Genomic DNA, 25,044 nt, shown 5'->3' with positions numbered 1-25,044 from the left:
GGTCCTGGAGCTACTCGCCGGTTCGTCCGTCGATCAGTTCTCGGACGACATCGAGGTGACCGGCGTGGCGGGCGTACTCCTGTATCAGGTGCAGCAGGACGCGTTCGAGGGTTGCCGGCTCGGCGTCCGACCAGCGTGGACCGGGTTGCCCGCGGTCGGTCAGCTGGTGGTCGCGAACGATCGTGCGGGTGCGGGCTGCTTGAAGGTGCAGGTCGTTGATGAGATCGAGCGGGCGCTCGTCGTCGGCGACGAACCAGAGACCGTCGCGGGAGTCGCCCCAGGGGCGCTCGACCTGCTCCCCGGCGAAGCCCCACACCATCCAGCGAAGCTCGACGTAGGTGAGGTGCTTGATCAAGCCCAGAGGTGTCCAGCCTGAGACGAGACGGCTGGCCCGAAGCTCCTCATCGGGCAGCCCTCAACCTTGTCCACGATGACGGAGCGGAAGTAGTCGAGGTAGCCGAGCAGCGTGTCCGCGGGCGACGCTCGATGATCCGTCGGTGAGGGGAACGGCAAGCTCACCGGCCCAGTCTGACAGCGGCGCACCGACATCGTCATCGCGCCGACGTAACCGGGTCAGGGGAGCAGCACGAGCTCGGTCTGCACGTCGTGGGGGACCGAGGGGGCGCCGTCCACCCGCAGGTCGGCGCCTGCCCGGGTGCCCTCCTCGGCGAAGTGCACCGCCTCCTGCCGGGCCCAGCGCTCCCAGTGTGGCCGGTAGCTCTCGCCGTCACGCTCGATGCCGCGGCGGAAGCGCTCGTCGCGCGGTGCCTCCACCCACACCAGCAGCGTCGTGAACTCCCTGACGGCCCGGGCTCCCGACGCCACGCCCTCCACGACCAGCAGGGGCGGCACCCCGAGGTCGTGCTCCTCGGCGTAGGCCCCGAGCTCCCAGTCGTAGCGGCGGTACCGCGCGGGTGCCCGGGCCGCGAGCGGGGCGACGATCCGGTCGTGCAGCAGCGGCACGGCGTCGGCGAGGCCGTCCCAGCCGGGGTAGAGGTCGTCCATGTGCACCAGGGGAGGGTGGCCCAGCGCCGTGGCCAGCCGGGTGGCCAGCGAGGTCTTGCCCGATCCGGACGGCCCGTCGACGCAGACCAGCCGGGTCGTCCCGCACGACGGTGCGGCGTCGAGCACCCGGCGGGCGACCTCGGCGACCGGCACCACGAGTCCCCCGGCGGTCAGCGGATCGTCACCGGCAGCGACGCCAGCTGGCGCATGCCCGGGACCTGGACCCAGGTCGGCTCGGCCGCCTCCAGCGTCACGGCGGGGAAGCGGTCGAACAGGCTGCGCAGCGCCACCTCGCCCTCCTGCCTGGCGAGAGCAGCGCCCAGGCAGTAGTGGATGCCGTGGCCGAAGCCGACGTGCCCGTCCCCTCGGCCTCCCGGCCGGCGTGTCACGTCGAGCCGCCCGGGCTCGTCGTACTCGCGCGGATCGTGGTTCGCCGACACCAGCACCGCCTGCACGGCCTCGCCCGCCGTGATGGCCTGGCCGCCGATCTCGACGTCCTCGCTGGCGTAGCGCAGCTGAGCAATCTGTACCGGCCCGCACCAGCGCATCAGCTCGGTCACCGCCGTGGGCCAGAGTTCGGGCTCGCGGCGGAGCGTCTCGAGCTGGTCGGGATGGGTCATGAGGGCGAGCGCGCCGTTGCCGATCAGGTTGGCGGTGGTCTCGTGTCCGGCGGTCACCAGCGCCACCACCATCGTCACCATCTCGACGTCGGAGAGGCGGTCGCCGTCCTCGTCCTGCGCCCTGATCAGCTCGGTGAGCAGGTCGTCGGCCGGTTGGGCACGACGCTTGTCGATCAGGTCATGGGTGTAGGTGACCATCTGCCGGACGGCCGTTCCCATCGCGCCCGGTGCGAGCGAGTTGCTGGTTGCGCCCGCCTCGCGCCACAGGGGCCGGTCGGCCTCCGGTATCCCGACCAGCTCGCAGATCACCGTGATCGGCAGCGGGTAGGCGAACTCCGAGATCAGGTCGACCGACCCGTCGAGGCCGTCGAGCAGCGAAGAGGTGATCTCCTCGACCCGCGGCCGGAGGGCGTTGATGCGCCGCACCGTGAACGCGCGGGACACCAGCTTCCGCAGCCGGACGTGGTCGATGCCGTCGACGTCCAGGATCGACGACGTCATGTAGGGGACGAACTCGCGGGAGATCCCGAGCATCTCGAACATCTGGTCCCGGTTGTCCACCGCCGCCGTTCCCGAGGCCGATACGGGACTGTTGACGAACCGGGGGTCACCGAGCACAGCGCGTACGTCGTCGTAGCGGGTGACGTACCAGGCAGGGGTGCCCTCGGCGCTCTGCCCGAGCACCACCGGCGCCTCCTCCCGCACCAGGCTGAACCCACCGCGGGGGTCGGCGATGAGCGCGGGATCGAGGATGTTCGGCGTGGTGGTCATCGGCATGCTCCGTCTGTCTGGTTCCCGTGGTGCCCGGTGGCTCGGTGAGCGTGCAGGCCACGGGACTCACGCCGGTTTCATCCCGGTTTCAGACCAGGCGGGGCGACGAGGCGGAGCATCCGGCGGTCGATGTGTCGCGGCTGGTCAGGCCGGGCCTGCGGAGCTCGGCACGCCCGTCTGGTAGCCGCCGAACTTCTCCCGGAGCGTCTTCTTGGAGAACTTGCCGACGCTGGTCTTGGGCACCTCGTCGATGAACTCGACCGCGTCGGGGATCCACCACTTCGCGACCCGGGGCTCCAGGTGGGCGATCACCTCCTCCGCGGTCAGCGTCTCGCCGGGCTTCACCACGACGCACGCCATCGGCCGTTCCACCCACTTCGGGTGCGGGATCGCGATCACCGCGGCCTCGGCGACCTTGGGGTGGGCCATGATCTCGTTCTCGAGCTCGACGGAGCCGATCCACTCGCCGCCGGACTTGATCAGGTCCTTGGTCCGGTCGACGAGCCGGACGTAGCCGTAGCGGTCGATCGCGGCGACGTCACCGGTGCGCAGCCACCCGTCCTCGGTGAACTGCGCGCCCTCACCCTCACCCCGGTAGTACTCGGACGCGATCCACGGCCCGGCCGCCTGGATCTCGCCGGTGGCGGTGTCGTCCCACGGCTGGATCTCGCCGGTGGACGGGTCGACGAGGCGCAGGTCGACCAGCGGGACGGCAGTCCCCTGCCGGGACCGGACGTCGGCCCGCTCGGCCTCGCTGAGCCCCTCATGCTGGCTGCGAGTGGTGGCGACCGTGGCGATCGGGCTCGTCTCGGTCATGCCCCACGCGTGCAGGAGCGGCACGCCGATGGCCTCCCGGTACCCCTCCGACAACGCCTTCGGCACGGCCGACCCGCCGCAGAGGATCGCCCGCAGCGCCGACAGGTCGTGGTCGGGCAGGAGCGGCAACATGCCCATCCAGATGGTCGGGACGCCACCGGTGACGCTCACCCGGTGCTTCTCGAGAAGTGCCGCGATCGCCTGCGGTGTCATGTTCGGGCCGGGCAACACCACGTCCGAACCGGCGAGCAGACAGCCGTACGGGAGGCCCCAGGCGTTGGCGTGGAACATCGGGACGATGGGCAGCACGACGTCGCGCTCGGACAGCCCCACACCGTCGGCCACCAGCGAGATCAGCGAGTGCAGCACCGCGGACCGGTGGCTGTAGACCACGCCCTTGGGGTTGCCGGTGGTGCCGGACGTGTAGCACATCGCGGCGGCGGAGTTCTCGTCCTCGATCACGAAGGTGCCGGCGAACGGGGTGGCCGCGGCAAGCAGTGCCTCGTAGTCGTGCACGCGAGGGTCCTCGGGCACCTCCGCGTCGGAACCGTCGTCGATCACCACGAAGTGGCGCACCGTCTCGAGCTTGTCGACCAGCGGCCAGAGCACCGGCAGCAGGGACCGGTCGACGAACACGACCTCGTCCTCCGCGTGGTTCACGATGTACACGAGCTGCTCGGGGAAGAGCCGGACGTTCAGCGTGTGCAGCACGCGCCCGGTGCACGGGGCCGCGAGGTAGAGCTCGAGGTGCCGGCGGGTGTTCCAGCAGAATGTGCCGACCCGGCTGTCGGCGCCCACGTCGAGCGTGTCGAGGACGGTGGCGAGCCGCCGCACGCGCTCGGCCCACTCGGCGACGGTCATGGAGGTCTCGCCCGCGGCCTCGACACTGACGATCGTCTTGTGCCCGAAGTACTGCTCCGCACGGTGGAAGACGTGCGGCAGGGCGAGGGGGCGGTGCTGCATCAGTCCGAGCATCGGGCCTCCTGCACGCTCTGCGTCGGGTTCATCCCGGAAAGCTACAGCCGGCTCCCGTGGTTGACCATCACGCCAATTCACGCCAACCGGTCGCACTGCCGTTAGGCTCGGTTGCCGTGACGCCCCCGAACCAGGCCGCCTCGGTCTGCCTCGACGTGGGTTCCACCTGGACGAAGGCCGTGCTGGTGCGCTCCGACGGGGCTCTGGCCGGCTTCGCCGAGCACCCGACCACGGCAGGCGACGTGCTCACCGGCATGGATGCTGCCGTCCGCGCCGTGTCGGCCGCCGGCCCGTCGGGCATCGGAGCGGAGCCCGAACTGCTCGCCTGCTCGTCGGCGGGAGGCGGGCTGCGCCTCGCGGTCGTCGGGAGCGAACGGCTGGTCGCCACGGAGGCCGGCCACCGCGTGGCCTGCTCGGCAGGAGCCCACGTCGTGCACGTGCACGCGGGTCCGCTGGAACCGTCCGACGTCCGGCTGCTGCGCAGCTCCCGGCCCGGCGTCGTGCTGCTGCTCGGGGGCGCCGACGGAGACGATCCGGCCGACCTGCTGCACAACGCGGGGCGGCTGGCGCGCGCCCGCATCCGCACCCCGATCGTGCTCGCCGGGAACGCCGCGGCCCAGGAGGACGCGCTCGCCCTGCTGAGGGCCACCGGCCGCAGCGTCGTGGCATGCGACAACGTGCTCCCACGCCGCGGCGAACTGACACCGGGCCCGGCGCGGGCGGCGCTGAGCGAGCTGTACCAGCGGCACGCGCTCGGCGGCCGAGGGCCGGCCGTCGCGCCCCGGTTCCGCAGGCTCGTGCGCGTGGCCACCCCGGACGCCGTCGGCCACGCGGCCACGGCGCTCGCCCGGATCTGCGACGCCCGGGTGCTCCTCGTCGACGTCGGATGCGCCACCACCGACGTGCACTCCGCCGACCTGGCCGCCGTCCGTCGCACGGTGGAGGGTGATCTCGGGGTCCGCGCCGCGGCAGGCGGGGTGCTCGTCGAGGGCCAGGCCGAAGGTGTGGTCGACCCGGTCGAGGCCGACCTGCTCGGCCCCACGGTGGCCAGGATGGCGAGCGAGATCGGGCTCGTCCCGCGCGATGCGGGCAGCGCAGCAGAGGACCGCCGGATCGCGGCACTCGCCTCCGTGATCGCCGTGCGCCGCCACCTGCGCGTGTACGGCGACGTGGGACGCGCGGTGGAGCTGGTGGTGCTCTCCGGCGGCGTCTTCCGTCAGCGCGACCGCTCGGGCGGACTCGCCGCCGTGGTGGCGACGCTGCGCAGCGACCCGGTGCTCGCTCCCGCCCTGCGCGACGCGCCGGTGGTGGTGGACGCCGACTTCGCCGTCGTGCCCGCCGGACTGCTCGCCGCCAGGGGCCGCGAGACGGCGGCCGAGTCGCTGCTGCGCGACCACCTGCTCGGCTGAGCCCGCCCGCCCGCAGCCGGGCGACTCGCGGGCCCGAACCAGGCGACTCGCGCATCCGAACCGGGCGACTCGCGCATCCAGAACGGGCGACTCGCGGGCCTGAAACGGGCGACTCGCGGGGGGTTCCGCGAGTCGCCCGGTTTTTGCGGGCGAGTCGCCCGGTGTGCGGGGGTGAGTCGCCCGCTCCGGTCAGCGGTAGAGGGGCTCGCCGGTCTCCAGCAGGGTCTTGAGGTCGCTGAGGATGACGCTCCAGCCCCCGCCGGCGCCCGAGGCCGGGGCGCTGATCGACTCGGCGGTGATCGGTGCACCGGTGACGTCGTGCGTGATCGTCAGCGCGGTGACCCCGCCCATCTCGGCCTCGATCTCGTAGGTGAGCCGCGTGAAGCCCTCCGCTACCAGTTCGGGGGTGAAGAGCATGCGCCAGGTCTGGACCAACCGGCGCGGTGGGTCGACCTCGATCACCTCGCCGTCGACCACCGCGGAGTCGGCAGGCATGCCGTGCGCGACCATCTCCTCGCTGGGTAGTGACCGGTACGCACCGCCCGCCCGCAGCTCGTACTCGGAAGGGGTGTTGTAGCCGTACCGCTTGGTCCACTCCGGGCTGATGATCGCCTCCCAGATCGCCTCCGGCGTCGCCCGGATGTGCACGCGGTACACCTGGACGGTGGTGGTGGGGACGGTGGTGCTGGTCATGGCCGGTTCTCCTCGAGCTCGGACTTCAGGTCCATGAGCGCCGCGATGCGGTGCTCGGTGTACTTGTCGATCCACCGGTCGTGGATCAGCCGGATCGGCACCGGGTTGAGGAAGTGCAACTTCTCCCGGCCCGAGCGGCGCGTCACGACTAGGTCCGCCGCCTCCAACACGCCCAGGTGCTTGCTGACCGCCTGCCGCGACATCTCGAGGCCTGCAGTCAGCTCCCGCAGCGTCTGGCCGTCACGGGCGTAGAGCCGGTCGAGAAGCTCACGCCGGCTCGCATCGGCCAGGGCGTGGAAGACGGTGTCGTCGTCCTGCACGCGAGCCAGAATAGGCAACTAGGCGGTTGCCTGTCAACATCGGGTCAGCCGGGCTGTTCCTGGGACTGGGCACGCCGCCTGCTCGGGGCTTCCGGACCACTCGTCGGCGTGGGGTCCTGCTCCGCGCGGGGCGGGCCGGGCGGGACGGAGCGCGTGACGGGCGCGGGGCGCGACCGCGTCACCGCCGGTGACGGTTCGACGGTCGGGAGCGGAGTGGCCGCAGCGGGCGGCGGGGCAGGTCTCGAAGGCACTGTGTTCGGCGGTTCCGCGGTGGGGGAAGTGGCAGGTGCCGGCGCGTCCGGTGTGACCAGGGTCGGTGCCACGGGCGCGACGGGCGCGACGGCGGGCGGACGGGCGGGTTCCACCCGCGGTGCCCGCGCGTTCGCGGTCACCACGGCCGTGCCCCCGACGACCAGCACGGCGGCCACCGCTGCGGCGAGGGTCTTCGCGTGCTGACGGCGACGGTGCAGCCGGTCCTGACGGGCCCGGACACCGGCGAGCAGCCCGCTGGCCGAGATGCCCTCGTCCAGGGCCGGGTCATGGAGGCCGGCTCGGAGTGCTTCCTCAGCGTCGGTCATCGCCTGCTCCCTTCGCTCGTGCGGTCGGCCTGGAAACTGCGCAACGTGGTCAGCGCCCGGCGGGCGTGCGAGCGCACGGTGGTCTCGCGGCACCCGAGGAGCGCCGCGATCCGGGCATCCGGTTGGTCGTGGTAGTAGCGCAGCACCAGTACGGCCCGCTGGACCGGTGGCAGCCGCGCCAGTGCCTCCTGCATCTCGTCGCGCCGCACGACGACGTCCTCGACGCCCGGTGCGGCGCCGGGGTCCAGATCGGGGAGTTCGGCTGTCGGGCGCTCGGACGACGACAGCCGCCGTCGCCATGACAGGAAGTCGTTGAGCACCGCCTTGAAGACGTAGGCCCGGACGTCGTCGACGCGCGACACCTTGGACCACGAGAGGCCGATCCGGGCGAGGACGTCCTGCACGATGTCCTCGGCCCGGTGGTGGTCCATGGTCAGCCGGCGCGCGAACGCCACGAGTTCGGGGCCATGGGTGAGCACGAACGACTCGAACGACGGCGCCGCCGTCGCATCGTCGACGGTCCTCACTCGCCTCGCCCAGCGGATACCGCGGAAGCGTAGACGACGATGTTGTCCGTGTAGCTGCGCGCTGCCCGGTCGAACTCGCCGCCGCAGGTGATCAGGCGCAGCCCCGCGTGGTCGATGTCGCCGTAGACGGCCTCGGTCGGGAAGGCGTCCTTCGGGTAGCGGGCGACGGAGTCGACCTGGAAGGTCACGGTGCTGCCGTCGGTGCGGGTCACGTCGACGCGGTCGCCGGGCACCAGTGCCGCGAGGTCGTAGAAGACGGAGGGGCCGAAGCGCGCGGAGTCGACGTGTCCGAGGATCACCGCCGGTCCGAGCGTGCCGGGCGTGGGCGAGCCGTCGTACCAGCCCGCCTGGTTCGCCTCCGGCATCGCGTCGAGCGACGGCACCTCGACGGTGCCGTCCGGGTTGAGGCCCAGCGTCAGCAGCGGCGTGTGCACGTCGATCGCGGGGATGTCGAGGCTCACCGGATCCGCCGGGGCCACCACCACGCCCGCTCCGGCGGGGGCGGGCGACGCGGCGGCCGGGACCGGCTCCGCCCGGGTGGGACCGGGGGTGCCGGTCACGGCCAGCGTGAGCGCGCCCGCCCCGGCGAGAGCCAGCAGCACGGTGAGCGCCACCAGCACGGGGAGGCTGCGCAGACCGCCCCGCCCGGTCGCCCGGGGCGGGGCGGGCACGCCGTGCTCGACGCTCACGCCTGAGTCGCGTCCCGCCTGCGGCGGGCGATGGCCATGCCACCTGTGCCGACGGCCCCGGCCAGCCCGAGGCCGCCGAGCGCGAGCAGCGCGATGTCGGCGCCGTTCGCGGTGCTGCCGCCGCCGGTGTCGGGGGCTCCCCGGGGTGCCCGGACCTGGGGCTGCGCCTCTGGCGGCGCGGGCGCGGGGCGCGCCGGGGTCGGGGCCGCCGGGGTGGTGGCCTGCTCGGCCTCTGCACTGGCGGCGGCAGCGGCCCGTTCCGGGCTGACGGTCGGGGTGGTCTGCGCCGGTGCGGGGGCGGAGCGCTGGCTCACTACCGGGGGTGCGGGTGCGGGCGTGGGTGCGGGTTCCGTGGCGAGAGCCTGACCGGGGAGGACCCCGGCCAGGGTCGCGGCGAGAGCCATCCCGCCGAGAAGGCGGCCGGCGGGGATACGAGTTGCCATCGGGCGAACCTGTCCGTTCCGTCGTGGGCGTGCGATATCAGCCCTGTGACGCGCTGTGGACGGCCCGGCGTTGCAGTTGTGAGCGCCATCACCTCGCGACAGGACGGCCGGGTTTGACAGCCCGCCGACGGCTTGGGGATCCTGGCAGGGCAATTGCGTAGTCGGGGTCGAGAGGCGCTGCGACGGACTCTGGTCCGCCACGCTCGACCACCTGGCCGTTGCATGGTCGTAAGGGCGCCTGCACCTCGCTACGAGGAGGCAGGACGTGGAATCCCACGGAGATGGACGCTCAGCGTCCGCCGTCGCCCTTCCCGTGTGCGCTCATCCCGACGGTCGGCCGCGAGCCGAGACGGCCGTCGATCCATCACCGTCCGTGCCCCGGCGCCGAGTAGCGATGCCGGCCGGACAGCCCCAGCAAGGAGGCGTTACCACCCCATGACCGCCACTGCCGACACCACGACCGGACCTCAGAGTCGACTGCAGACCCGCAACGGCATCGACTTCGCCGTCGCCGACCTGGGCCTGGCCGAGTTCGGCCGCAAGGAGATCCGCCTGGCCCAGCACGAGATGCCGGGCCTCATGGAGCTGCGCCGCGAGTACGCCGAGGCGCGCCCACTGCACGGCGCCCGGATCGCCGGTTCGCTGCACATGACGGTGCAGACCGCGGTGCTGATCGAGACCCTGGTCAGCCTCGGCGCCGACGTGCGCTGGGTGAGCTGCAACATCTTCTCCACCCAGGACCACGCGGCCGCCGCCACCGTTCTCGGCCCGAACGGCACTCCCGAGGAACCGCAGGGCGTCCCGGTGTTCGCCTGGAAGGGCGAGACGCTGGAGGAGTACTGGTGGTGCACCGAGCAGGTGTTCAAGTTCACCGACGACCAGGGCAACATCGTCGGACCGAACATGATCCTCGACGACGGCGGTGACGCCACCCTGCTCGTGCACAAGGGCGTCGAGTACGAGAAGACCGGCGTGGTGCCCACCGTCGAGGACGAGGACCTCTCCGTCTCCGACGAGTACCGCATCATCCTGGACACCTTGCGCCGCTCGCTGGAGGAGGACCCGCAGCGCTGGACCACGGTGGCCTCCGACATCCGCGGTGTCACCGAGGAGACCACCACCGGCGTGCACCGGCTCTACCAGCTCGCCGAGCAGGACCTGCTGCTGTTCCCGGCGATCAACGTCAACGACTCGGTCACCAAGAGCAAGTTCGACAACACCTACGGCATCCGCCACTCGCTGATCGACGGCCTGAACCGCGCCACCGACGTGCTGATCGGCGGCAAGGTCGCGCTGGTCTGCGGCTTCGGTGACGTGGGCAAGGGCTCGGCGGCCGCGCTCGCGGGCCAGGGCGCGCGCGTGATCGTGTCCGAGGTCGACCCGATCTGCGCGCTGCAGGCGCTGCTCCAGGGCTACCAGGTGGCCCGCCTCGAGGACGTGGTCGACCAGGCCGACATCATCGTCACCACCACGGGCAACAAGGACATCGTCACCGTCGAGGCGATGGCCCGGATGAAGCACCAGGCGATCGTCGCCAACGTCGGGCACTTCGACAACGAGATCGACGTCGCCGGCCTGGGCCGCTACCAGGGGATCCGCAGGCTCAACATCAAGCCGCAGGTCGACGAGTGGGTGTTCCCGGACGGCCACTCGATCATCCTGCTGTCCGAGGGCCGGCTGATGAACCTGGGCAACGCCACCGGCCACCCGTCGTTCGTGATGAGCAACAGCTTCTCGAACCAGGTGATCGCTCAGGTCGAGCTGTTCACCAAGTTCGAGGAGTACAACAAGGACGTCTACCGGCTGCCCAAGCACCTGGACGAGAAGGTCGCCAAGATCCACGTGCTCGCGCTGGGTGGGGAGCTGACCAAGCTCACCAAGGACCAGGCCGAGTACATCGGCGTCGACGTGGAAGGCCCCTTCAAGCCGGAGCACTACCGCTACTGACCGGCGGCACCTCGGGTTCAGGAAAGCCATGTTGCTGCCCTCGGCGTTCGGCGAAAGTGGCTTTCCTGAACCTCCGCCTACCGGCCTGGCGGCGCCTATTCTGGAGTGGTGGTGCTCCCCCGCGGCGATGGTGACGGTTGGACGCATTGCGCTCTCGGCCACCGCCACTGGGGGCTGTTCGGCGCGGCCGGGCTGCTGCTGTGGCACGGCGACCACGTCCTCCTGCAGCACCGGGCGCTGTGGAGTCACCACGGCGGCACGTGGGGCCTGCTGGGCGGCGCCCGCAACGGCGGGGAGACGCCTGAGCAGGCCGCCGAGCGCGAGGCGGCCGAGGAGGCGGGCCTCCGGTCCGACGTCTACACCGTCACCGGCTGCTACGTCGACGACCACGGCGGCTGGTCGTACACCACGGTCGTCGCCCAGGCGCGCGCTGCCGTCGACCTCACCGCGCTCACCGGCGAGACCATCGAGATGCGGTGGGTGCCCGCCGACCGCCTCGGGGAGCTGACCCTGCATCCGGGCTTCGCCGCCACCTGGGACGTGGTGCGGGCGATCGCCTGACGCGCTGCGCCGCCCGGTGGGCGGGCCGGCCGACGCACGACACTAGGGTGCCCGCGTGGGTCGGCTGATCGTGCTCGAGGGACTGGACGGTGCGGGCAAACGCACGCTGTCGGACGCGGTGTGCACGGAGCTGGCCACCCGGGGCGCGGGCGTCGCCCGGTTCGCGTTCCCCCGCTACGAGACCGACGTGCACGCTCAGCTGGTGCGCGACGCGCTGTACGGCAGGCTCGGCGACCTGGCCGACTCCGTGCACGGGATGGCGCTGCTGTTCGCGCTCGACCGCAGGGCGGCCGCCGCGCAGCTGCGGGAGGCCGTGGCGACGCACGACGTGGTGCTCGTCGACCGGTACGTCGCTTCCAACGCCGCCTACGGCGCCGCCCGGCTGCACCAGGACGCAGGCGGGGAGTTCGTCGCGTGGGTCCGGGAGCTGGAGCTGGAGCGGTTCGGGATCCCGGTGCCCGACCGCCAGGTGCTGCTCGCGGTGCCCGAGGCCGTCGCCGTCGAACGGGTCGCCCATCGGGAGCGCACCGAGGCGGGCCGCGAACGCGACGCCTACGAGTCGGACGGCGCGTTGCAGACCCGCACCGCGCAGGTGTACGCGCAGCTCGCGTCGGCCTCGTGGCTGTCGCCGTGGACCGTGGTCGACGGCTCCGCCCCGCTCGCCCCCGAGGGGCTCGCCGCGCAGTTGCTCGACTAGCGGCCTTCCTGGCACCCGAATAATCAGGCGCGGGCCGATTTCCCCGCTTTCCCGAAGCGTCCCTTTATGGGCTCACCGATGTGGGCTCCGTCTCACTGCGGGAATACGCGGCCAGGGTGAATGATTTTCCGTGCCCGCCCGGGTCGGCGGGTGAAGCGGAGGGGACGAGCATGCGGGAAGTTTCCGATGTCAATACGGCCGAGGGGCTGATCGACCCCCGGATCTACTCGGATCCGGAGTTGTACGAGCTGGAGCTGGAGCGGGTGTTCGCGCGCTCCTGGCTGTTCCTGGCCCACGAGTCGCAGCTTCGGACAGCGGGAAGTTTCGTCCAGACCTACATGGGTGAGGACCCGGTGCTGGTGGTCCGGCAGCGGGACGGCTCGGTGAAGGCCTTCCTCAATCAGTGCCGCCACCGAGGTATGCGCATCTGTCGTGCGGACGAGGGCACGAAGAAGGTATTCACCTGCAGCTATCACGGGTGGGGGTACGACCTCGCCGGCAACCTGATCAATGTTCCGGAGCAGCAGCGTGCCTACCGGGACCAGATCGACAAGTCGAAGTGGGGCGCCACCCAGGTTCCGCGGATCACCACCTACCGGGGCCTGATCTTCGGCACGTGGTCGGACGACGTTCCGGAGTTCGTGGAGTACCTGGGCGACATGGCGTACTACCTCGACGCGACGTTCGACCGGTACGACGGAGGGATCGAGCTGGTGCCGGGCCCGTCGCGGTGGGTGATCGACTGCAACTGGAAGTTCGCGGCCGAGCAGTTCGCGGGCGACATGTACCACGTGCCGGTCTCGCACGCGTCGGGGATGGTCGCGATGTTCGAGCTCGGCCAGGGGGGCCCGGCCTTCGGGCCGGGCCGGCAGTTCGCCGGCAACGGTCACGGGTCCGGCTCGTTCTGGATCCAGGAGTTCGGTCCGAACCCTTACTACGGGCCGGAGTTCAGGGAGTGGCAGATCGCCAACCGGGACGAGGTCTATCGCCGGATCGGTGTGGACCGGGCACATAAGGTCAACTCGCACAATACGGTCTTCCCCAACTTCTCCTGGCTCGGCATGGAGAACACCCAGACATTGCGGGTATGGCATCCGCGCGGTCCGGGGCAGCTGGAGGTGTGGGCGTGGACGTACGTTCCCAAAGAGGCTCCGCCCGAGGTCAAGGACGCCATTCGGGAGTACAACCAGTTCCTGTTCACCCCGGCCGGCGTATTCGAGACCGATGACGGGGAGAACTGGACGGAGATTCAGACGGTGCTGCGCGGATGGAAGGCCCGGCAGAACGCGTTCAACGTCCAGATGGGCCTCGGTTTCGAGGAGCGCGACACCCACGGTCTCCCGGGACGGTCGAACGACGCGTTCAGCGAAACCGCGGCGCGCGGCTTCTACCAGCGCTGGCAGGACCTGATGCTCGACCGTTCCTGGCCGGAGATCGCGAAGCTGGACGCCGAGCGTCTGGCCGCGGAGGAGGTGCGCAGCGCATGACCGCGACCGACGAGCTGGCGGTCACCCCGCCGCGTACCGCGATGCGGGCGACCACGGTGGAGTTGCAGCACCGCGTCGAGCAGTTCCTGTTCGCCGAGGCCGAACTGCTCGACGAGTACCGCTACCAGGAGTGGATCGATCTGTTCACCGACGACGCGCGCTACTGGCTGCCGACCCGCATCACGCGCACGCTGCGGGAACGTGACCAGGAGCTGTCCGGCCGGGGTGCCGGGGCGCACGTCGACGACGACATGACCAGGCTGCGGGGCCGGATCCGCCGGGTCACCTCCGGGATCCAGTGGTCGGAGGAGCCGCCGTCGCGCACCCGCCGGTTGTTGACCAACATCAGGATCCGGGAGCAGGACGACGGCCGGCTCGAGGTCCGCACCAACCTCGCCGTCTACCGGAGCAGGCTCGAGCGCCACCAGGACTGGTTCATCGGGGAGCGGTTCGACCTGCTCCGACCCGCCGAGGGCGACTACCCCTACCGGATCGCGGATCGCAAGTTCGTGCTCGAGCAGACGACGATCCTCGCGCCCGCCATCAGCATCTTCTTCTGATGCAGCGGCCAGGAACGCGCATGACCGTCGCCGAGGCCAGATGGGTCCGGGTCTGCTCGGTCGCCGAGCTGAGCGTGGGCGAGGGAACCCTCGTCCGGACCACCCCACCGATAGCCCTCTTCCGGTCCGGTGACCGGATCCACTGCATCGACGACACCTGTACGCATGAGGACTACTCCCTCGCCGAGGGCTGGGTCGAGAACGGTGCGGTCGGGTGCCCGCTCCACTTCGCCCGCTTCGACCTGGCCACCGGCGCGGTGCTCGGTCCGCCGGCCACCCGGCCGGCCCGGGTGCACGAGGTGCGGGTGGAGAACGACGACGTCCTCGTGCACCTCCCGCCGGAGTACGAGATCCCCGTCGACGGGACCGCCGATCACGGGTAGCCCGGCGAGCCGGCGGGCGGCTGTCCTGAACCCGAGCGGCCGATCTTCCTCGGCGGGTGACGACGGCCACCCGGCCCCCGACGCCCCCACATGAACGGGTTGAAGGCGGCAGTCGGACCACGTGATGGGATGCTTCCCACATGAAGTCGCGCGTTCTGGTGGTCGATGACGACCCGGCGTTGGCCGAGATGCTGACGATCGTGCTGCGGGGCGAGGGGTTCGACACCGCAGTCGTCGGCGACGGCACCCGTGCGTTGCCTGCCGTCCGTGAGCTGCGGCCCGACGTCGTGTTGCTGGACCTGATGCTGCCCGGCATGAACGGCATCGACGTCTGTCGCGCCATCCGCTCCGAGTCGGGCGTGCCGATCGTCATGCTCACGGCCAAGAGCGACACGGTCGACATCGTGCTCGGGCTGGAGTCCGGCGCGGACGACTACGTGGTGAAGCCGTTCAAGCCCAAGGAGCTCGTGGCCCGGATCCGGGCGAGGGTGCGCCGCACCGAGGCCGAGCCCGCCGAGCAGCTCGCGATCGGCGACGTCACGATCGACGTGCCGGCCCACCAGGTCGAGCGGGCCGGGGAGCAGATCGCCCTCACTCCGCTGGAGTTCGACCTGCTCGTCGCGCTGGCCCGCAAGCCGCGCCAGGTGTTCACCCGCGAGGTCCTGCTCGAGCAGGTGTGGGGCTACCGCCACGCGGCCGACACCCGGCTGGTGAACGTCCACGTGCAGCGACTCCGGTCCAAGGTGGAGCGCGACCCGGAGCACCCCGAGGTGGTGCTGACGGTGCGCGGCGTGGGATACAAGGCCGGCCCACCATGATCGTCAAGGCCGGCGCATCGGCATGACCGCCACCCCGCTCACCGACCGCGCCCGGCGCGCCGCCGCCCAGGCACGCCAGTTCGCGGCGGAGCTGGCGGAGGCGTGGGGTGCCGTATGGCGACGGTCGCTTCACCTGCGGGTCGTGATCAGCACGCTGGCCCTCTCCACGGCCGTCCTCGTCGTGCTCGGCTTCGTCCTGCAGACCCAGATCGCGCTCCAGGTGCTGCAGGGCAAGGAGGCCGACACGCTCGCGCGAACGGAGGCAGGTGCCGTGCTCCTCGAGCGCGACCTGTCCGGCGTCGACCCGAGCCGTGACGGTGCCCAGGGCGACCTCAACAACGCGCTCGACCGGCTGACCAACGCGAGCGTCGCCGACGAACCGTCGTCCACCGGCGCGGGCGAGTTCCGGGCGGTGCTCACCACCCCGCGCGGCGACAGCGGCCCCGAGGTGGGAGCGGGCCCCGTCGAGGACGTCCCGCCGGACCTGCGGGACGCCGTCGCCGCCGGCACGCTCTCCAGCAAGTACGTGACGCTCACCGAGCAGGGCGTCGACATCCCGACGCTCATCGTCGGCCAGCCGGTGCGCACCGCCAACGGTGACCTCGAGTTCTACCTGCTGTTCCCGCTGGTGGCCGAGCAGCGCACCCTCGGGCTCGTGCAGAGCACGCTGATCGTCGGCGGCCTCGTCCTCCTACTGTTGCTCGCCGGCATCGCCGGGCTGGTCACGCGGCAGGTCGTGCGGCCGGTGAGACAGGCGGCCGAGATCGCCGAACGGTTCGCCGACGGGCACCTGGACGAGCGGATGCCCGTGCACGGCGAGGACGACGTGGCGCGGCTCGGTGAGTCGTACAACGAGATGGCCAGCAGCATCCAGAGCCAGATCCGCCAGCTCGAGGAGTTCGGCGCCCTGCAGCGGCGGTTCACCTCCGACGTCAGCCACGAGCTGCGCACGCCGCTCACCACCGTCCGCATGGCGGCCGACGTGCTCTACGCCTCCCGGGAGCAGCTGCTGCCCGCGCTGCGGCGCAGCTCCGAACTGCTCGTCGCCGAGCTCGACCGGTTCGAGGCGTTGCTCGCCGACCTCCTCGAGATCAGCAGGCTCGACGCGGGCGTGGCCGACCTGGGCGCCGAGCGCGTGGACATGCACGGGGTCGTGTCGCGGGCCGTCGAGGCCGTGCGCGGGTTCGCCGACGAGAGCGGCACCCCGCTCGAGCTGAAGCTCGCCACCGGCGCGTATGCCGAGGTCGACCCGCGCCGAGTGGAGCGGATCGTGCGCAACCTCGTGGCCAACGCGATCGACCACGGCGAGGGCCGCCCGGTGCACGTCGAGCTGGCCTTCGACGAGTCGGTGGTCGCCGTGCTGGTGCGCGACCACGGCGTCGGACTGCGTCCGGGGGAGGCCGAGCTGGTGTTCAACCGGTTCTGGCGCGCGGAGGAGTCACGAGCGCGGCGCAGCGGAGGCAGCGGGCTCGGACTGGCCATCGCCATCGAGGACGCGCGGCTGCACGGCGGGTGGCTGCAGGCGTGGGGTGCGATCGGTCAGGGTGCCGCGTTCCGGCTGACGTTGCCGCGCACCATCGGAGACCCCGTGGAGTCCAGCCCGTTGCCGCTCGGACCCGAGCCCGGCGCCCCGGTGGAGGGCATCGGCTCGTCGGTGCCCACACCGCCACGCGGGCGCCCGATCACGGTCGTGCCGTCCTGGTCGGAAGCCGACGTCCCCGACCACCACGCCAGCACGCCGTGACGCGCCGACGGTTCCTCCCCGCACTCGCCTTGTTACTGGCCCTCACGGGGGTGGCGGGCTGCGCCAGCCTGCCGGAGACCTCGCCGGTACAGGTCCTGCGGCAGGTCGGCGACGGCGAGGTCGGCAACCCGCCACCCGGTCCCGTCGAGGGCAGCAACCCGTTGGATCTCGTGCGCGACTTCGTCTTCGCCTCCGGCAGCAGCGCCGCCGAGCACGGCTCCGCGCGCCGCTTCCTCGCCACCGACGCCGTGGAATGGGACGACGCCGCCACCGTCACCGTCCTCGACGGCCAGTTCGACACCGTGCCAGCCCCCGGCGCGCAGGATCCCAGCACGGGCACCACCACGATCCGGATCCGCGGCACCGCCGTCGGCAGGCTCTCGTCGGCAGGAGCCTTCGAACCGGACCAGGCCACGTTCCAGGAGGACATCACCGTCGTTCGCCGCGACGGTCAGTGGCGCATCTCCAACGTGCCGGCGGGCGTCGTCGTCCCGCTGTCGATCTTCCGGGACAACTACAAGCAGGTGCGCACGTGGTTCGTCGACCCGGTCCGCAGGCTCGCGGTGGCCGACCCGCGCTACGTGCCCAGCGTGCCGTCGAAGGCGCAGCCGGCCAGGGCACTGGAGCTGTTGCTCGCCGGTCCCTCCGGCGCGTTGCTGGGTGCGGTGGTGTCGCAGTTCCCGCCGGGTGCCCAGCTGCGGTCGAACGCGGCCGTGGGGCCGGACGGCGCGCTCATCGTCGATCTCACCGGTGTCGGTGACCTCGACGAGCCCGCGCGCCAGCTGATGGCCGCCCAGGTGGTGCTGACCCTGGCCGAGGTGAACGTGGCCCGGGTGCGGCTGCTGGTGGACGGCGAACCGCTGCTGCCGGGCCGGCCCGAGCTGACCCGCGAGGACGTCGCGGCCCTGTCCGCAGAGGTACAGCCCGGAGCGGACGTGCCCGGCCTCGTCGTCGCGGGCGGCCGCGTCCGGCAGCTCACCGGACCGGAGCCCAGCGCGCCGCTCCCCGGTCCCGTGGGCAACGGCGCCTACTACGTGGAGTCCGCGGCGTCCACGGGCGACGGGCGACGACTCGCCGCCGTCGCCCGGCAGGGCTCCCGCCGCATCCTGCTCGTCGGCAGCGGACCCGAGGGCTCGGTCTCGCCGGTGGCGCTGGACGCCACCACGATGACCAGGCCGACGTGGACGCCGACCGGCGGCGAGGTCTGGACGGTCCTCAACGGCACCGTCGTCGCCAGGGTGCTCGTGGACGGCACGGCGCCTGCGCGGACCGGCCAGGTCAACGCGGACCAACTGTCCGCGCTCGGCCCGATCCGCGACCTGCGCCTCTCCCGCGACGGCATGCGGGTGGTGGCGGTGGTGGGCGGAGCGCTGTACACCGGCGCGGTGGCCCGCAGCATCGACGGCGAGGTCGCCATCCGCAACATCAACCGGCTCCGCCCCGACGACCTCGGCGAGGTCGTGGCAGCCGACTGGCGATCGGCCGAGTCGATCGTCGCCGTCACGCGCGGCACCGAGATGCTGGTCGGCCAGGTCTCGGTCGACGGGCTCAACGTGCAGCAGGTGCTCGGCAACAACCTCACGCCCCCGCTCACCGCCATCGCGGCCGCCGCCAACCGCCCCATGCTCGTCACCGACCAGACCGGGGTCTGGAGCTTCGCGGGCGGTGACCAGGCCGCGTGGAAGCAGGTGCTGGGCGGCGCCCCCGACGCGGTCCCCCTCTACCCCGGCTGACCCCGCCCCGCCCCTCCCCGCGAGTCGCCCGCCCCGGCCTCGCGAGTCGCCCGTTCTGGTCCCGCGAGTCGCCCGTTCTGGTCCCGCGAGTCGCTCGCTCTGGCCCCGCGAGTCGCCCCGTTCTCGTGCGTGAGTCGCCCGCCTACATCCCGGGCTCGGCACGATTTCTCCGGTTTGTTCGCTCGTCCGAAGACCCCCGGGTCGCCATTGCAGATGGCTGAGCGTCTGGTCCGGATCTCGCGACCACACCGTTCCTGTTTCGCCTGCTCCCGGCTTTCTGTCACGAGTGGCGCCGCGATCCCGACGAGATTTCGGGAAGATCGGGAGTCCACCGGGGAAGCGCGGCCGACGTGAGACCACTCCGGACACGGCAAGGCCCCGGGCATCACGAGCCCCCTGGCCGTCCTCGCAGGGTGCCTGGTCTCCTCGCAGATGCTGTGGCCTCTGCGAGGAGGGCGTGACCTCTGCGAGGACGGCTCTGGCTCGCCCGCGGGACGGGCGAGTCGTGGGTGGCTACGGGCCATGGGCCGCCTCGCCGGGTCGGACCAGCGGCTCACGTGCGGGGTTCGGGCGACTCGCGGAGCCTGACCGGGCGACTCGCGGGGGCCGGGCGGGCGCGCGGCGCCAGGCCCACTCGCGCGGGACTGGCGACCTACCGCGGGTCGGGCGGCCCGCACGCGGAAAGGGGGGCGACTCGCGCGCCAGGAATGGGCGACTCGCGGGGCCGGAACGGGCGACTCGCGCGCGGGAACGGGCGACTCCCGCGCCGGGAATGAGCGACTCGCGCACGGGAACGGGGCGACTCGCGCGCGGGAACCGGGCGACTCGCGGGGCGGAAATGGGCGACTCGCGGGGTGGGAATGGGCGACTCGCGCGCCGGGAACGGGCGACTCGCGCGCGCGATTCGGGCGACTCGCGGGGTGGGGACGGGGTGTGGACAACTCGTCGTTCGGCGGGGGGTGGGGGCGGGGGTGGGGCGGATGATCGGGGGGTGGGGGTTCGGGGGTTCGGGTCGGCGCTGGTGGATCTCGTCCTGCCCGGCGACTGTGCGGGGTGCGGAGATCCCGTGCACCCGTGGTGCCCGCGGTGTCTGGCCGGGCTGGGGGAGCCGTCGTGGCCCGTGGTCCCCGGGATGCCGGACGTGCTCGCGGTGGGGCGGTACAGCGGCCCGCTCCGTACCGCGCTGCTGCGCTACAAGGAGCGGGGCCGTCGCGATCTCGCGGTGCCGCTCGCCGCGCTGCTGGGTGGGCCGCTCGACGAGATCCTGCCGCCGCCCCCGGCGGTCACGTGGCTGTTGCCTGCGCCGTCCCGGCCGGCCGCGGCGCGTTCCCGCGGTGGTGATCATGTGGCCCGGCTCTGCCGCGCGCTGGCCGCCGACCGTCCCGAGGTGCGGGTGGCCCGGCCGCTGCGGCTCGCCGGCGGGGCTCTCGATTCGGTAGGACTCGACGCGGCGCAGCGCGCGCAGAACCTCGCCGGACGGCTGCGCGTCCGGTCCGCCACGCTGCCGCCGGCGGGTGCGGCAACGGTGCTGGTGGACGACGTGGTCACCACCGGGGCCACCCTCCGGGCGTGCCGTGGCGCGCTCGCGTCGGCCGGGGTGCGGGTCGATGTGGCGCTCGTTCTGTGCGACGCCACCAGGCGTCCCGAGGCTCGCGGGGCACCGCCGATCGGGTGAACCGAACGGGTGAACGGAGCGTAGCAGCGTACCGAACCGGAAGCGTCCTGTGAATGTCGATCACCGCATTCACCCAGGTTGGCCGCACTCGTCTGTCAGGGCTGTTGCCGAACCGTGATGCGCGTTACGGTGCTCCGCATCCGCCGAGGCCCCCTATCAGGAGGATTTGCCGATCGTGCGCCCGGGGATGGATTCCCGGCGCAGTCGCAACGTCAACCCGACGCCGAAAGCGAGGGAAGTCTGCGTGGAGATCGTTGTCACCGGCCGAAACGTCGAGGTCCCGGATCATTTCCGGGTTCATGTCACGGAGAAGCTCGCGCGCCTCGAGCGCTACGACCACAAGATCGTGGGCATGGAGGTCGAGCTCTTCCACGAGCCGAACCGCCGCCAGGCCAAGAACTGCCAGCGGGTCGAGATCACCGGCAGGGGGTGCGGCCCCGCGGCCAGAGCTGAAGCCTGTGCCCAGGACTTCTACGCCGCGCTCGACGCCGCCGTCGCCAAGCTCGAGTCGAGGCTGCGCCGGTCGCACGACCGACGGAGGGTCAACGGCAAGCGCACCCGGGTTCTGGTCGGGCGTGGTGCCGGCACCGCCGTCCTCGACGAGCTCGCTCTGGAGGACATGTCGCCGGACGGAGTGGACGTCCCCAGTCCCCGCGATCACAACGAGTACCTGTCCGCCGACGAGGCGGCCCCCGGTCGCATCGTCCGTAGCAAGGTCCACACCGCCGACCCGATGAGCGTCGACGACGCCCTGTCCCGGATGGAGCTCGTCGGCCACGACTTCTACCTGTTCGCCGACGCCGACAGCGGCGAACCCTGCGTCGTCTACCGCCGCAAGGGTTACGACTACGGCATGATCCGTCTCTCACGGTAGCGACGCATTCGCCCAGGAGGGGCGGCAGACGTTCCAACCGGAACGCTTGCCGCCCCTCCGGCGTTGTGCATGAAGGCACCCGTAGCTTCGCTACCCTGGGCCGGGTGGTTCGCCGTGGCACGGCGGATCGCCACAGGAGAACCCGCGTACTGATCCGCGAAGGTGAATGAGGTCGACCGTGCCGCTCTTGAACCGTCTGCTCCGTGCCGGTGAGACGAAGCTGGTGAAGCGGTTGGCGCGCTACGCCGACAGCATCGATGCGCTCGAGCCGGAGGTGCAGGCGCTCACCGACTCCGAACTGCGGGCGAAGACCGAGGAGTTCCGGTCGCGCTACCAGGCGGGCGAGTCGCTCGACGACATCATGTTCGAGGCGTTCGCGGTGGTGCGCGAGGGCGCGTTGCGCACGCTCGGGCAGCGGGCCTTCCCCGTGCAGCTCATGGGTGGCGCCGCCCTCCACCTCGGCAACATCGCCGAGATGAAGACCGGTGAGGGCAAGACTCTCACCTCGGTGTTCCCCGCCTACCTCAACGCGATCTCCGGCGACGGCGTGCACGTCGTCACCACCAACGACTACCTGGCCCGACGCGACTCCGAGAACATGGGCCGTATCCACCGGTTCCTCGGGCTCGAGGTCGGGGTGATCCTGTCGGAGATGCCGCCCGCGGTCCGCCGAGGCCAGTACGCCGCCGACATCACCTACGGCACCAACAACGAGTTCGGCTTCGACTACCTGCGCGACAACATGGCCTGGAAAGCGGCCGACATGGTGCAGCGCGGCCACAACTTCGCGATCGTCGACGAGGCCGACTCCATCCTGATCGACGAGGCCCGCACGCCGCTGATCATCTCCGGTCCGGCCGAGCAGAGCGCTCGCTGGTACCAGGAGTTCGCACGGATGTCGCCGCTGCTCAAGCGCGACGTGCACTACGAGGTCGACGAGCGCAAGCGCACCGTCGGCGTCACGGAGGAAGGTGTCGCGCTGGTGGAGGACCAGCTCGGCATCGACAACCTCTACGAAGCGGCCAACACCCCGCTGGTGGGTTACCTGAACAACGCTCTGAAGGTCAAGGAGCTGTTCAAGAAGGACAAGGACTACATCGTCCGCGACGGGCAGGTGCTCATCGTCGACGAGTTCACCGGTCGCGTGCTGGCCGGCCGCCGCTACAACGAAGGCATGCACCAGGCCATCGAGGCCAAGGAGGGGGTGGAGGTCCAGGCGGAGAACCAGACGCTGGCCACCATCACCCTGCAGAACTACTTCCGGCTCTACGAGACGCTCTCCGGGATGACCGGTACCGCCCAGACGGAGGCGGCCGAGCTGCACCAGATCTACAAGCTCGGTGTGGTGCCGATCCCCACCAACCGGCCGATGATCCGCAAGGACCAGCCCGACCTGATCTACAAGACCGAGGAGGCGAAGTTCGCGGCGGTGGCCGCTGACATCGCCGAGAAGCACCGCGCGGGCCAGCCGGTGCTCGTCGGCACCACGAGCGTCGAGAAGTCGGAGTACCTCTCGAAGCTGCTCGTCGGACTCCAGGTGCCGCACGAGGTGCTCAACGCGAAGCACCACGAGCGCGAGGCGGCGATCATCGCCCAGGCCGGGCAGGCCGGTGCGGTCACCGTGGCCACCAACATGGCGGGCCGCGGCACCGACATCGTGCTGGGCGGCAACCCCGAGTTCCTCGCCGACCTGGACCTGCGCGGCCGCGGGCTCGACCCGGTGGACACGCGCGAGGAGTACGAGGCCGCCTGGGACGGCATCGTCGCGGGGATGAAGGACCAGGTCGCCGCCGAGGCCGAGGAGGTCAAGACGGCAGGCGGCCTGTACGTGCTGGGCACCGAGCGCCACGAGTCGAGGCGCATCGACAACCAGCTGCGCGGCCGCTCCGGCCGTCAGGGTGACCAGGGCGAGTCGCGCTTCTACCTGTCGCTCGGTGACGAGCTGATGCGCCGGTTCAACGGGCAGCTCGTCGAGTCGATCATGAACCGGTTCAACCTGCCGGACGACGTGCCGATCGAGGCGGGCATGGTCACGAAGGCCATCCGCAGCGCCCAGACGCAGGTCGAGCAGCAGAACTTCGAGATCCGCAAGAACGTCCTGAAGTACGACGAGGTGCTCAACAAGCAGCGCACCGTCATCTACGACGAGCGTCGCCGGGTCCTCGCGGGCGAGGACATCAAGGAGCAGATCGAGCACATGCTCGAGGACGTCGTCACGGCGTACATCGACGGTGCCACCGCCGAGGGCTACGCGGAGGACTGGGACCTCGAGAAGCTGTGGACGGCGCTGCGCTCGCTCTACACCGTCGGCATCCGCTGGGAGGCCCTCACCGACGGTGAGGACGACCGCGGGCTGTCCGACCCCGGCGACCTGACGAAGGAGGCGCTCACGGAGGCCGTTCTGGCCGACGCGCGCGACGCCTACGCCCGGCGGGAGTCCGAGGTCGACCAGCTCATCACCCAGCTCGGCGGCATGCGGGAGCTGGAGCGGCAGGTCCTGCTCACGGTGATCGACCGCAAGTGGCGCGAGCACCTGTACGAGATGGACTACCTGAAGGACGGCATCGGGCTCCGGGCGATGGCCCAGCGCGATCCGCTCATCGAGTACCAGCGCGAGGGGTTCGACATGTTCTCCGCGATGCTCGAGGGCATCAAGGAGGAGACGGTCTCCTACCTCTTCAACGCGCAGGTGCAGGCCCCCCAGCCCGCCCCGGAGCAGCAGCCCGCCGCCGCGGCCCAGCCCGCGGCACCGGCACCGGTGCAACAGGCCCCGGCGCCGCAGGCCGCCGCGCCGAGGCAGGCTGCCCAGGTGCAGCAGGTGCCGGTGCGGCAGGCCGCTCCGGCGCAGCAGGCGCCCCAGCGGCAGACCGCGGCGCCCACCTCCACCGGTCGGCACGCTGCCGTGGAACCGGCTGCCTCGAGCGTGCTGCCGCCCGCGTTCCGCGGTTCCCGTCCGACGGACCTGCGGTACAGCGGGCCCGCGGAGGACGGGAGCGCCACGCGGACGCGCTCCGGCAACGGGGCGGCGGCCCGGGACGGCAGCCGGGGCGAGGCCACGGTGGCGGGTGCCACGGAGCCGTCGCGCAACCGGCCGTGCCCCTGCGGTTCGGGTCGCAAGTACAAGCAGTGCCACGGCTCGCCCACGGCGGCCCGGCCCTGAGGGCCCTAGCCCAGCCGTAGCGCGGTGCACCGCCAGCCCGTGCCGGGGTCGTCGGTGCGTTCGAACCGCGCCGCGATGGCGCGCACGCGGCCGTCCATGGCGCACGCCACCGCCACTTCGGCGATCCCGGGCTGCGGCAGGCACAGCCGCATCCGGGTGAAGCGGGCCGGAGACCGCACGGTGCGCTGCAGGGTGGCGGCCCGCCAGTAGCGCAGCACGGGTGCGGTCATGTGGCTCGTCAGCTGCGCCGGGGGTCTGCGGCCGTCGAGCACTTCCAGCGCGAGCCGGAGGATCCGCCCCGTGCCGCGGTGTGCGTGGGCGAGGTCGGCAGGCGTGGCGGCGGCGACGACGGGAGCGGGTGGCCGGGGCAGCGGCATCGCGGTGACGGCGCCGGCCGCTCCGGGGCCGGGCTCGTAGGTCATCCGCCGCAGCCGTGGCCGGGTGGCGGTGCCCGTGGCGGGTGGCGGTGTCGCGGCCAGCGTGGTGGTCACGCGTCGAGGGTGGGTGCTCCGACGGGCCCCGCGAGGTCCGTTGGAGTGATCAGGCGGCGAACAGTACG

The 25,044-nt window shown here is 71.7% G+C and carries 24 protein-coding genes; 13 read left to right on the top strand and 11 right to left on the bottom strand.

All coding sequences use genetic code 11. The features are described 5' to 3' along the window. Positions 1 to 10: 10 nt before the first annotated feature. The 4 genes from AC5L35_RS14990 to AC5L35_RS14975 all read right to left on the bottom strand — a co-directional run bounded on the left by AC5L35_RS14990 (position 11) and on the right by AC5L35_RS14975 (position 4,187). Positions 11 to 355 (bottom strand): mycothiol transferase, encoded by a 345-nt coding sequence (locus tag AC5L35_RS14990; RefSeq protein WP_495060227.1) that lies wholly within the window; start codon positions 353 to 355, stop codon positions 11 to 13. A 218-nt stretch (positions 356 to 573) separates the two neighbouring features. After that, positions 574 to 1,158 (bottom strand): nucleoside/nucleotide kinase family protein, encoded by a 585-nt coding sequence (locus tag AC5L35_RS14985; RefSeq protein WP_495060226.1) that lies wholly within the window; start codon positions 1,156 to 1,158, stop codon positions 574 to 576. 17 nt (positions 1,159 to 1,175) lie between these two features. Continuing rightward, positions 1,176 to 2,396, bottom strand: a complete 1,221-nt coding sequence (locus tag AC5L35_RS14980) for a cytochrome P450 family protein (RefSeq protein WP_495060225.1) — start codon at positions 2,394 to 2,396, stop codon at positions 1,176 to 1,178. Positions 2,397 to 2,540: 144 nt separating this feature from the next. After that, the gene (locus AC5L35_RS14975; RefSeq protein ID WP_495060224.1) at positions 2,541 to 4,187 is read right to left on the bottom strand and encodes a long-chain fatty acid--CoA ligase; all 1,647 of its coding nucleotides are present in this window, start codon (positions 4,185 to 4,187) and stop codon (positions 2,541 to 2,543) included. A 116-nt stretch (positions 4,188 to 4,303) separates the two neighbouring features. Here AC5L35_RS14975 and AC5L35_RS14970 point away from each other — a divergent pair, with 116 nt between their 5' ends. After that, positions 4,304 to 5,596: a glutamate mutase L gene (locus AC5L35_RS14970; protein WP_495060223.1), complete on the top strand. Its 1,293-nt coding sequence runs from the start codon at positions 4,304 to 4,306 to the stop codon at positions 5,594 to 5,596. 189 nt (positions 5,597 to 5,785) lie between these two features. Here AC5L35_RS14970 and AC5L35_RS14965 read toward each other — a convergent pair whose 3' ends face one another. The 6 genes from AC5L35_RS14965 to AC5L35_RS14940 are packed head-to-tail and all read right to left on the bottom strand — an operon-like array spanning position 5,786 to position 8,846. After that, positions 5,786 to 6,289, bottom strand: a complete 504-nt coding sequence (locus AC5L35_RS14965) for an SRPBCC domain-containing protein (RefSeq protein ID WP_495060222.1) — start codon at positions 6,287 to 6,289, stop codon at positions 5,786 to 5,788. After that, positions 6,286 to 6,609, bottom strand: a complete 324-nt coding sequence (locus AC5L35_RS14960; RefSeq protein ID WP_495060221.1) for an ArsR/SmtB family transcription factor — start codon at positions 6,607 to 6,609, stop codon at positions 6,286 to 6,288. Before AC5L35_RS14960 ends, AC5L35_RS14965 begins: the two co-directional genes overlap by 4 nt. Positions 6,610 to 6,653: 44 nt before the next feature. Then, positions 6,654 to 7,187 carry a hypothetical protein gene (locus tag AC5L35_RS14955; protein WP_495060220.1) on the bottom strand — a complete coding sequence of 178 codons (534 nt, stop codon included), beginning with the start codon at positions 7,185 to 7,187 and terminating at the stop codon, positions 6,654 to 6,656. Then, complete coding sequence (locus tag AC5L35_RS14950) at positions 7,184 to 7,714, bottom strand: SigE family RNA polymerase sigma factor (RefSeq protein ID WP_495060219.1); 531 nt, start codon at positions 7,712 to 7,714, stop codon at positions 7,184 to 7,186. The genes AC5L35_RS14955 and AC5L35_RS14950 overlap by 4 nt, the downstream gene beginning before the upstream one ends. Continuing rightward, positions 7,711 to 8,403 carry a class F sortase gene (locus AC5L35_RS14945; protein ID WP_495060218.1) on the bottom strand — a complete coding sequence of 231 codons (693 nt, stop codon included), beginning with the start codon at positions 8,401 to 8,403 and terminating at the stop codon, positions 7,711 to 7,713. The genes AC5L35_RS14950 and AC5L35_RS14945 overlap by 4 nt, the downstream gene beginning before the upstream one ends. Beyond that, positions 8,400 to 8,846 carry a hypothetical protein gene (locus AC5L35_RS14940; protein ID WP_495060217.1) on the bottom strand — a complete coding sequence of 149 codons (447 nt, stop codon included), beginning with the start codon at positions 8,844 to 8,846 and terminating at the stop codon, positions 8,400 to 8,402. Before AC5L35_RS14940 ends, AC5L35_RS14945 begins: the two co-directional genes overlap by 4 nt. A 435-nt stretch (positions 8,847 to 9,281) precedes the next feature. Between AC5L35_RS14940 and ahcY the strand changes: the two genes are divergently transcribed. The 12 genes from ahcY to secA all read left to right on the top strand — a co-directional run bounded on the left by ahcY (position 9,282) and on the right by secA (position 24,485). After that, positions 9,282 to 10,793, top strand: a complete 1,512-nt coding sequence (ahcY, locus tag AC5L35_RS14935; protein ID WP_495060216.1) for an adenosylhomocysteinase — start codon at positions 9,282 to 9,284, stop codon at positions 10,791 to 10,793. A 108-nt stretch (positions 10,794 to 10,901) separates the two neighbouring features. After that, positions 10,902 to 11,354: an NUDIX domain-containing protein gene (locus tag AC5L35_RS14930; protein ID WP_495060215.1), complete on the top strand. Its 453-nt coding sequence runs from the start codon at positions 10,902 to 10,904 to the stop codon at positions 11,352 to 11,354. Between the two features lie 55 nt (positions 11,355 to 11,409). Continuing rightward, positions 11,410 to 12,051, top strand: coding sequence for a dTMP kinase (locus AC5L35_RS14925; protein ID WP_495060214.1), 642 nt, complete (start codon positions 11,410 to 11,412; stop codon positions 12,049 to 12,051). 170 nt (positions 12,052 to 12,221) lie between these two features. Beyond that, positions 12,222 to 13,538: an aromatic ring-hydroxylating dioxygenase subunit alpha gene (locus AC5L35_RS14920; RefSeq protein ID WP_495060213.1), complete on the top strand. Its 1,317-nt coding sequence runs from the start codon at positions 12,222 to 12,224 to the stop codon at positions 13,536 to 13,538. After that, positions 13,535 to 14,098, top strand: coding sequence for an aromatic-ring-hydroxylating dioxygenase subunit beta (locus AC5L35_RS14915; protein WP_495060212.1), 564 nt, complete (start codon positions 13,535 to 13,537; stop codon positions 14,096 to 14,098). Before AC5L35_RS14920 ends, AC5L35_RS14915 begins: the two co-directional genes overlap by 4 nt. Before the next feature lie 20 nt (positions 14,099 to 14,118). Further along, positions 14,119 to 14,481 (top strand): bifunctional 3-phenylpropionate/cinnamic acid dioxygenase ferredoxin subunit, encoded by a 363-nt coding sequence (locus AC5L35_RS14910; protein WP_495060211.1) that lies wholly within the window; start codon positions 14,119 to 14,121, stop codon positions 14,479 to 14,481. Positions 14,482 to 14,621: 140 nt separating this feature from the next. Beyond that, positions 14,622 to 15,299, top strand: a complete 678-nt coding sequence (gene mtrA / locus AC5L35_RS14905; protein ID WP_495060210.1) for an MtrAB system response regulator MtrA — start codon at positions 14,622 to 14,624, stop codon at positions 15,297 to 15,299. A 22-nt stretch (positions 15,300 to 15,321) separates the two neighbouring features. Beyond that, on the top strand, positions 15,322 to 17,043 hold the full coding sequence (mtrB, locus tag AC5L35_RS14900) for an MtrAB system histidine kinase MtrB (protein ID WP_495060209.1): 1,722 nt from the start codon (positions 15,322 to 15,324) through the stop codon (positions 17,041 to 17,043). After that, entirely contained in the window at positions 17,040 to 18,776 is a 1,737-nt protein-coding gene (locus AC5L35_RS14895; RefSeq protein ID WP_495060208.1) for an LpqB family beta-propeller domain-containing protein, read from the top strand. The genes mtrB and AC5L35_RS14895 overlap by 4 nt, the downstream gene beginning before the upstream one ends. A gap of 991 nt (positions 18,777 to 19,767) precedes the next feature. Then, positions 19,768 to 20,451 (top strand): ComF family protein, encoded by a 684-nt coding sequence (locus AC5L35_RS14890; RefSeq protein WP_495060207.1) that lies wholly within the window; start codon positions 19,768 to 19,770, stop codon positions 20,449 to 20,451. Between the two features lie 244 nt (positions 20,452 to 20,695). Then, positions 20,696 to 21,325: a ribosome hibernation-promoting factor, HPF/YfiA family gene (hpf, locus tag AC5L35_RS14885; protein WP_495060206.1), complete on the top strand. Its 630-nt coding sequence runs from the start codon at positions 20,696 to 20,698 to the stop codon at positions 21,323 to 21,325. Between the two features lie 166 nt (positions 21,326 to 21,491). Beyond that, positions 21,492 to 24,485 carry a preprotein translocase subunit SecA gene (gene secA / locus AC5L35_RS14880; protein WP_495060205.1) on the top strand — a complete coding sequence of 998 codons (2,994 nt, stop codon included), beginning with the start codon at positions 21,492 to 21,494 and terminating at the stop codon, positions 24,483 to 24,485. A gap of 5 nt (positions 24,486 to 24,490) precedes the next feature. On the opposite strand, the gene AC5L35_RS14875 is transcribed toward secA, so the two are convergent. Further along, entirely contained in the window at positions 24,491 to 24,976 is a 486-nt protein-coding gene (locus tag AC5L35_RS14875) for an Rv3235 family protein (RefSeq protein WP_495060204.1), read from the bottom strand. Between the last annotated feature and the right edge of the window lie 68 nt (positions 24,977 to 25,044).

This window comes from Pseudonocardia sp. OZ21, from assembly GCF_059359135.1.
Note: the sequence above shows the minus strand (reverse complement) of the source record. Positions and strands in the feature narration are given on the sequence as shown.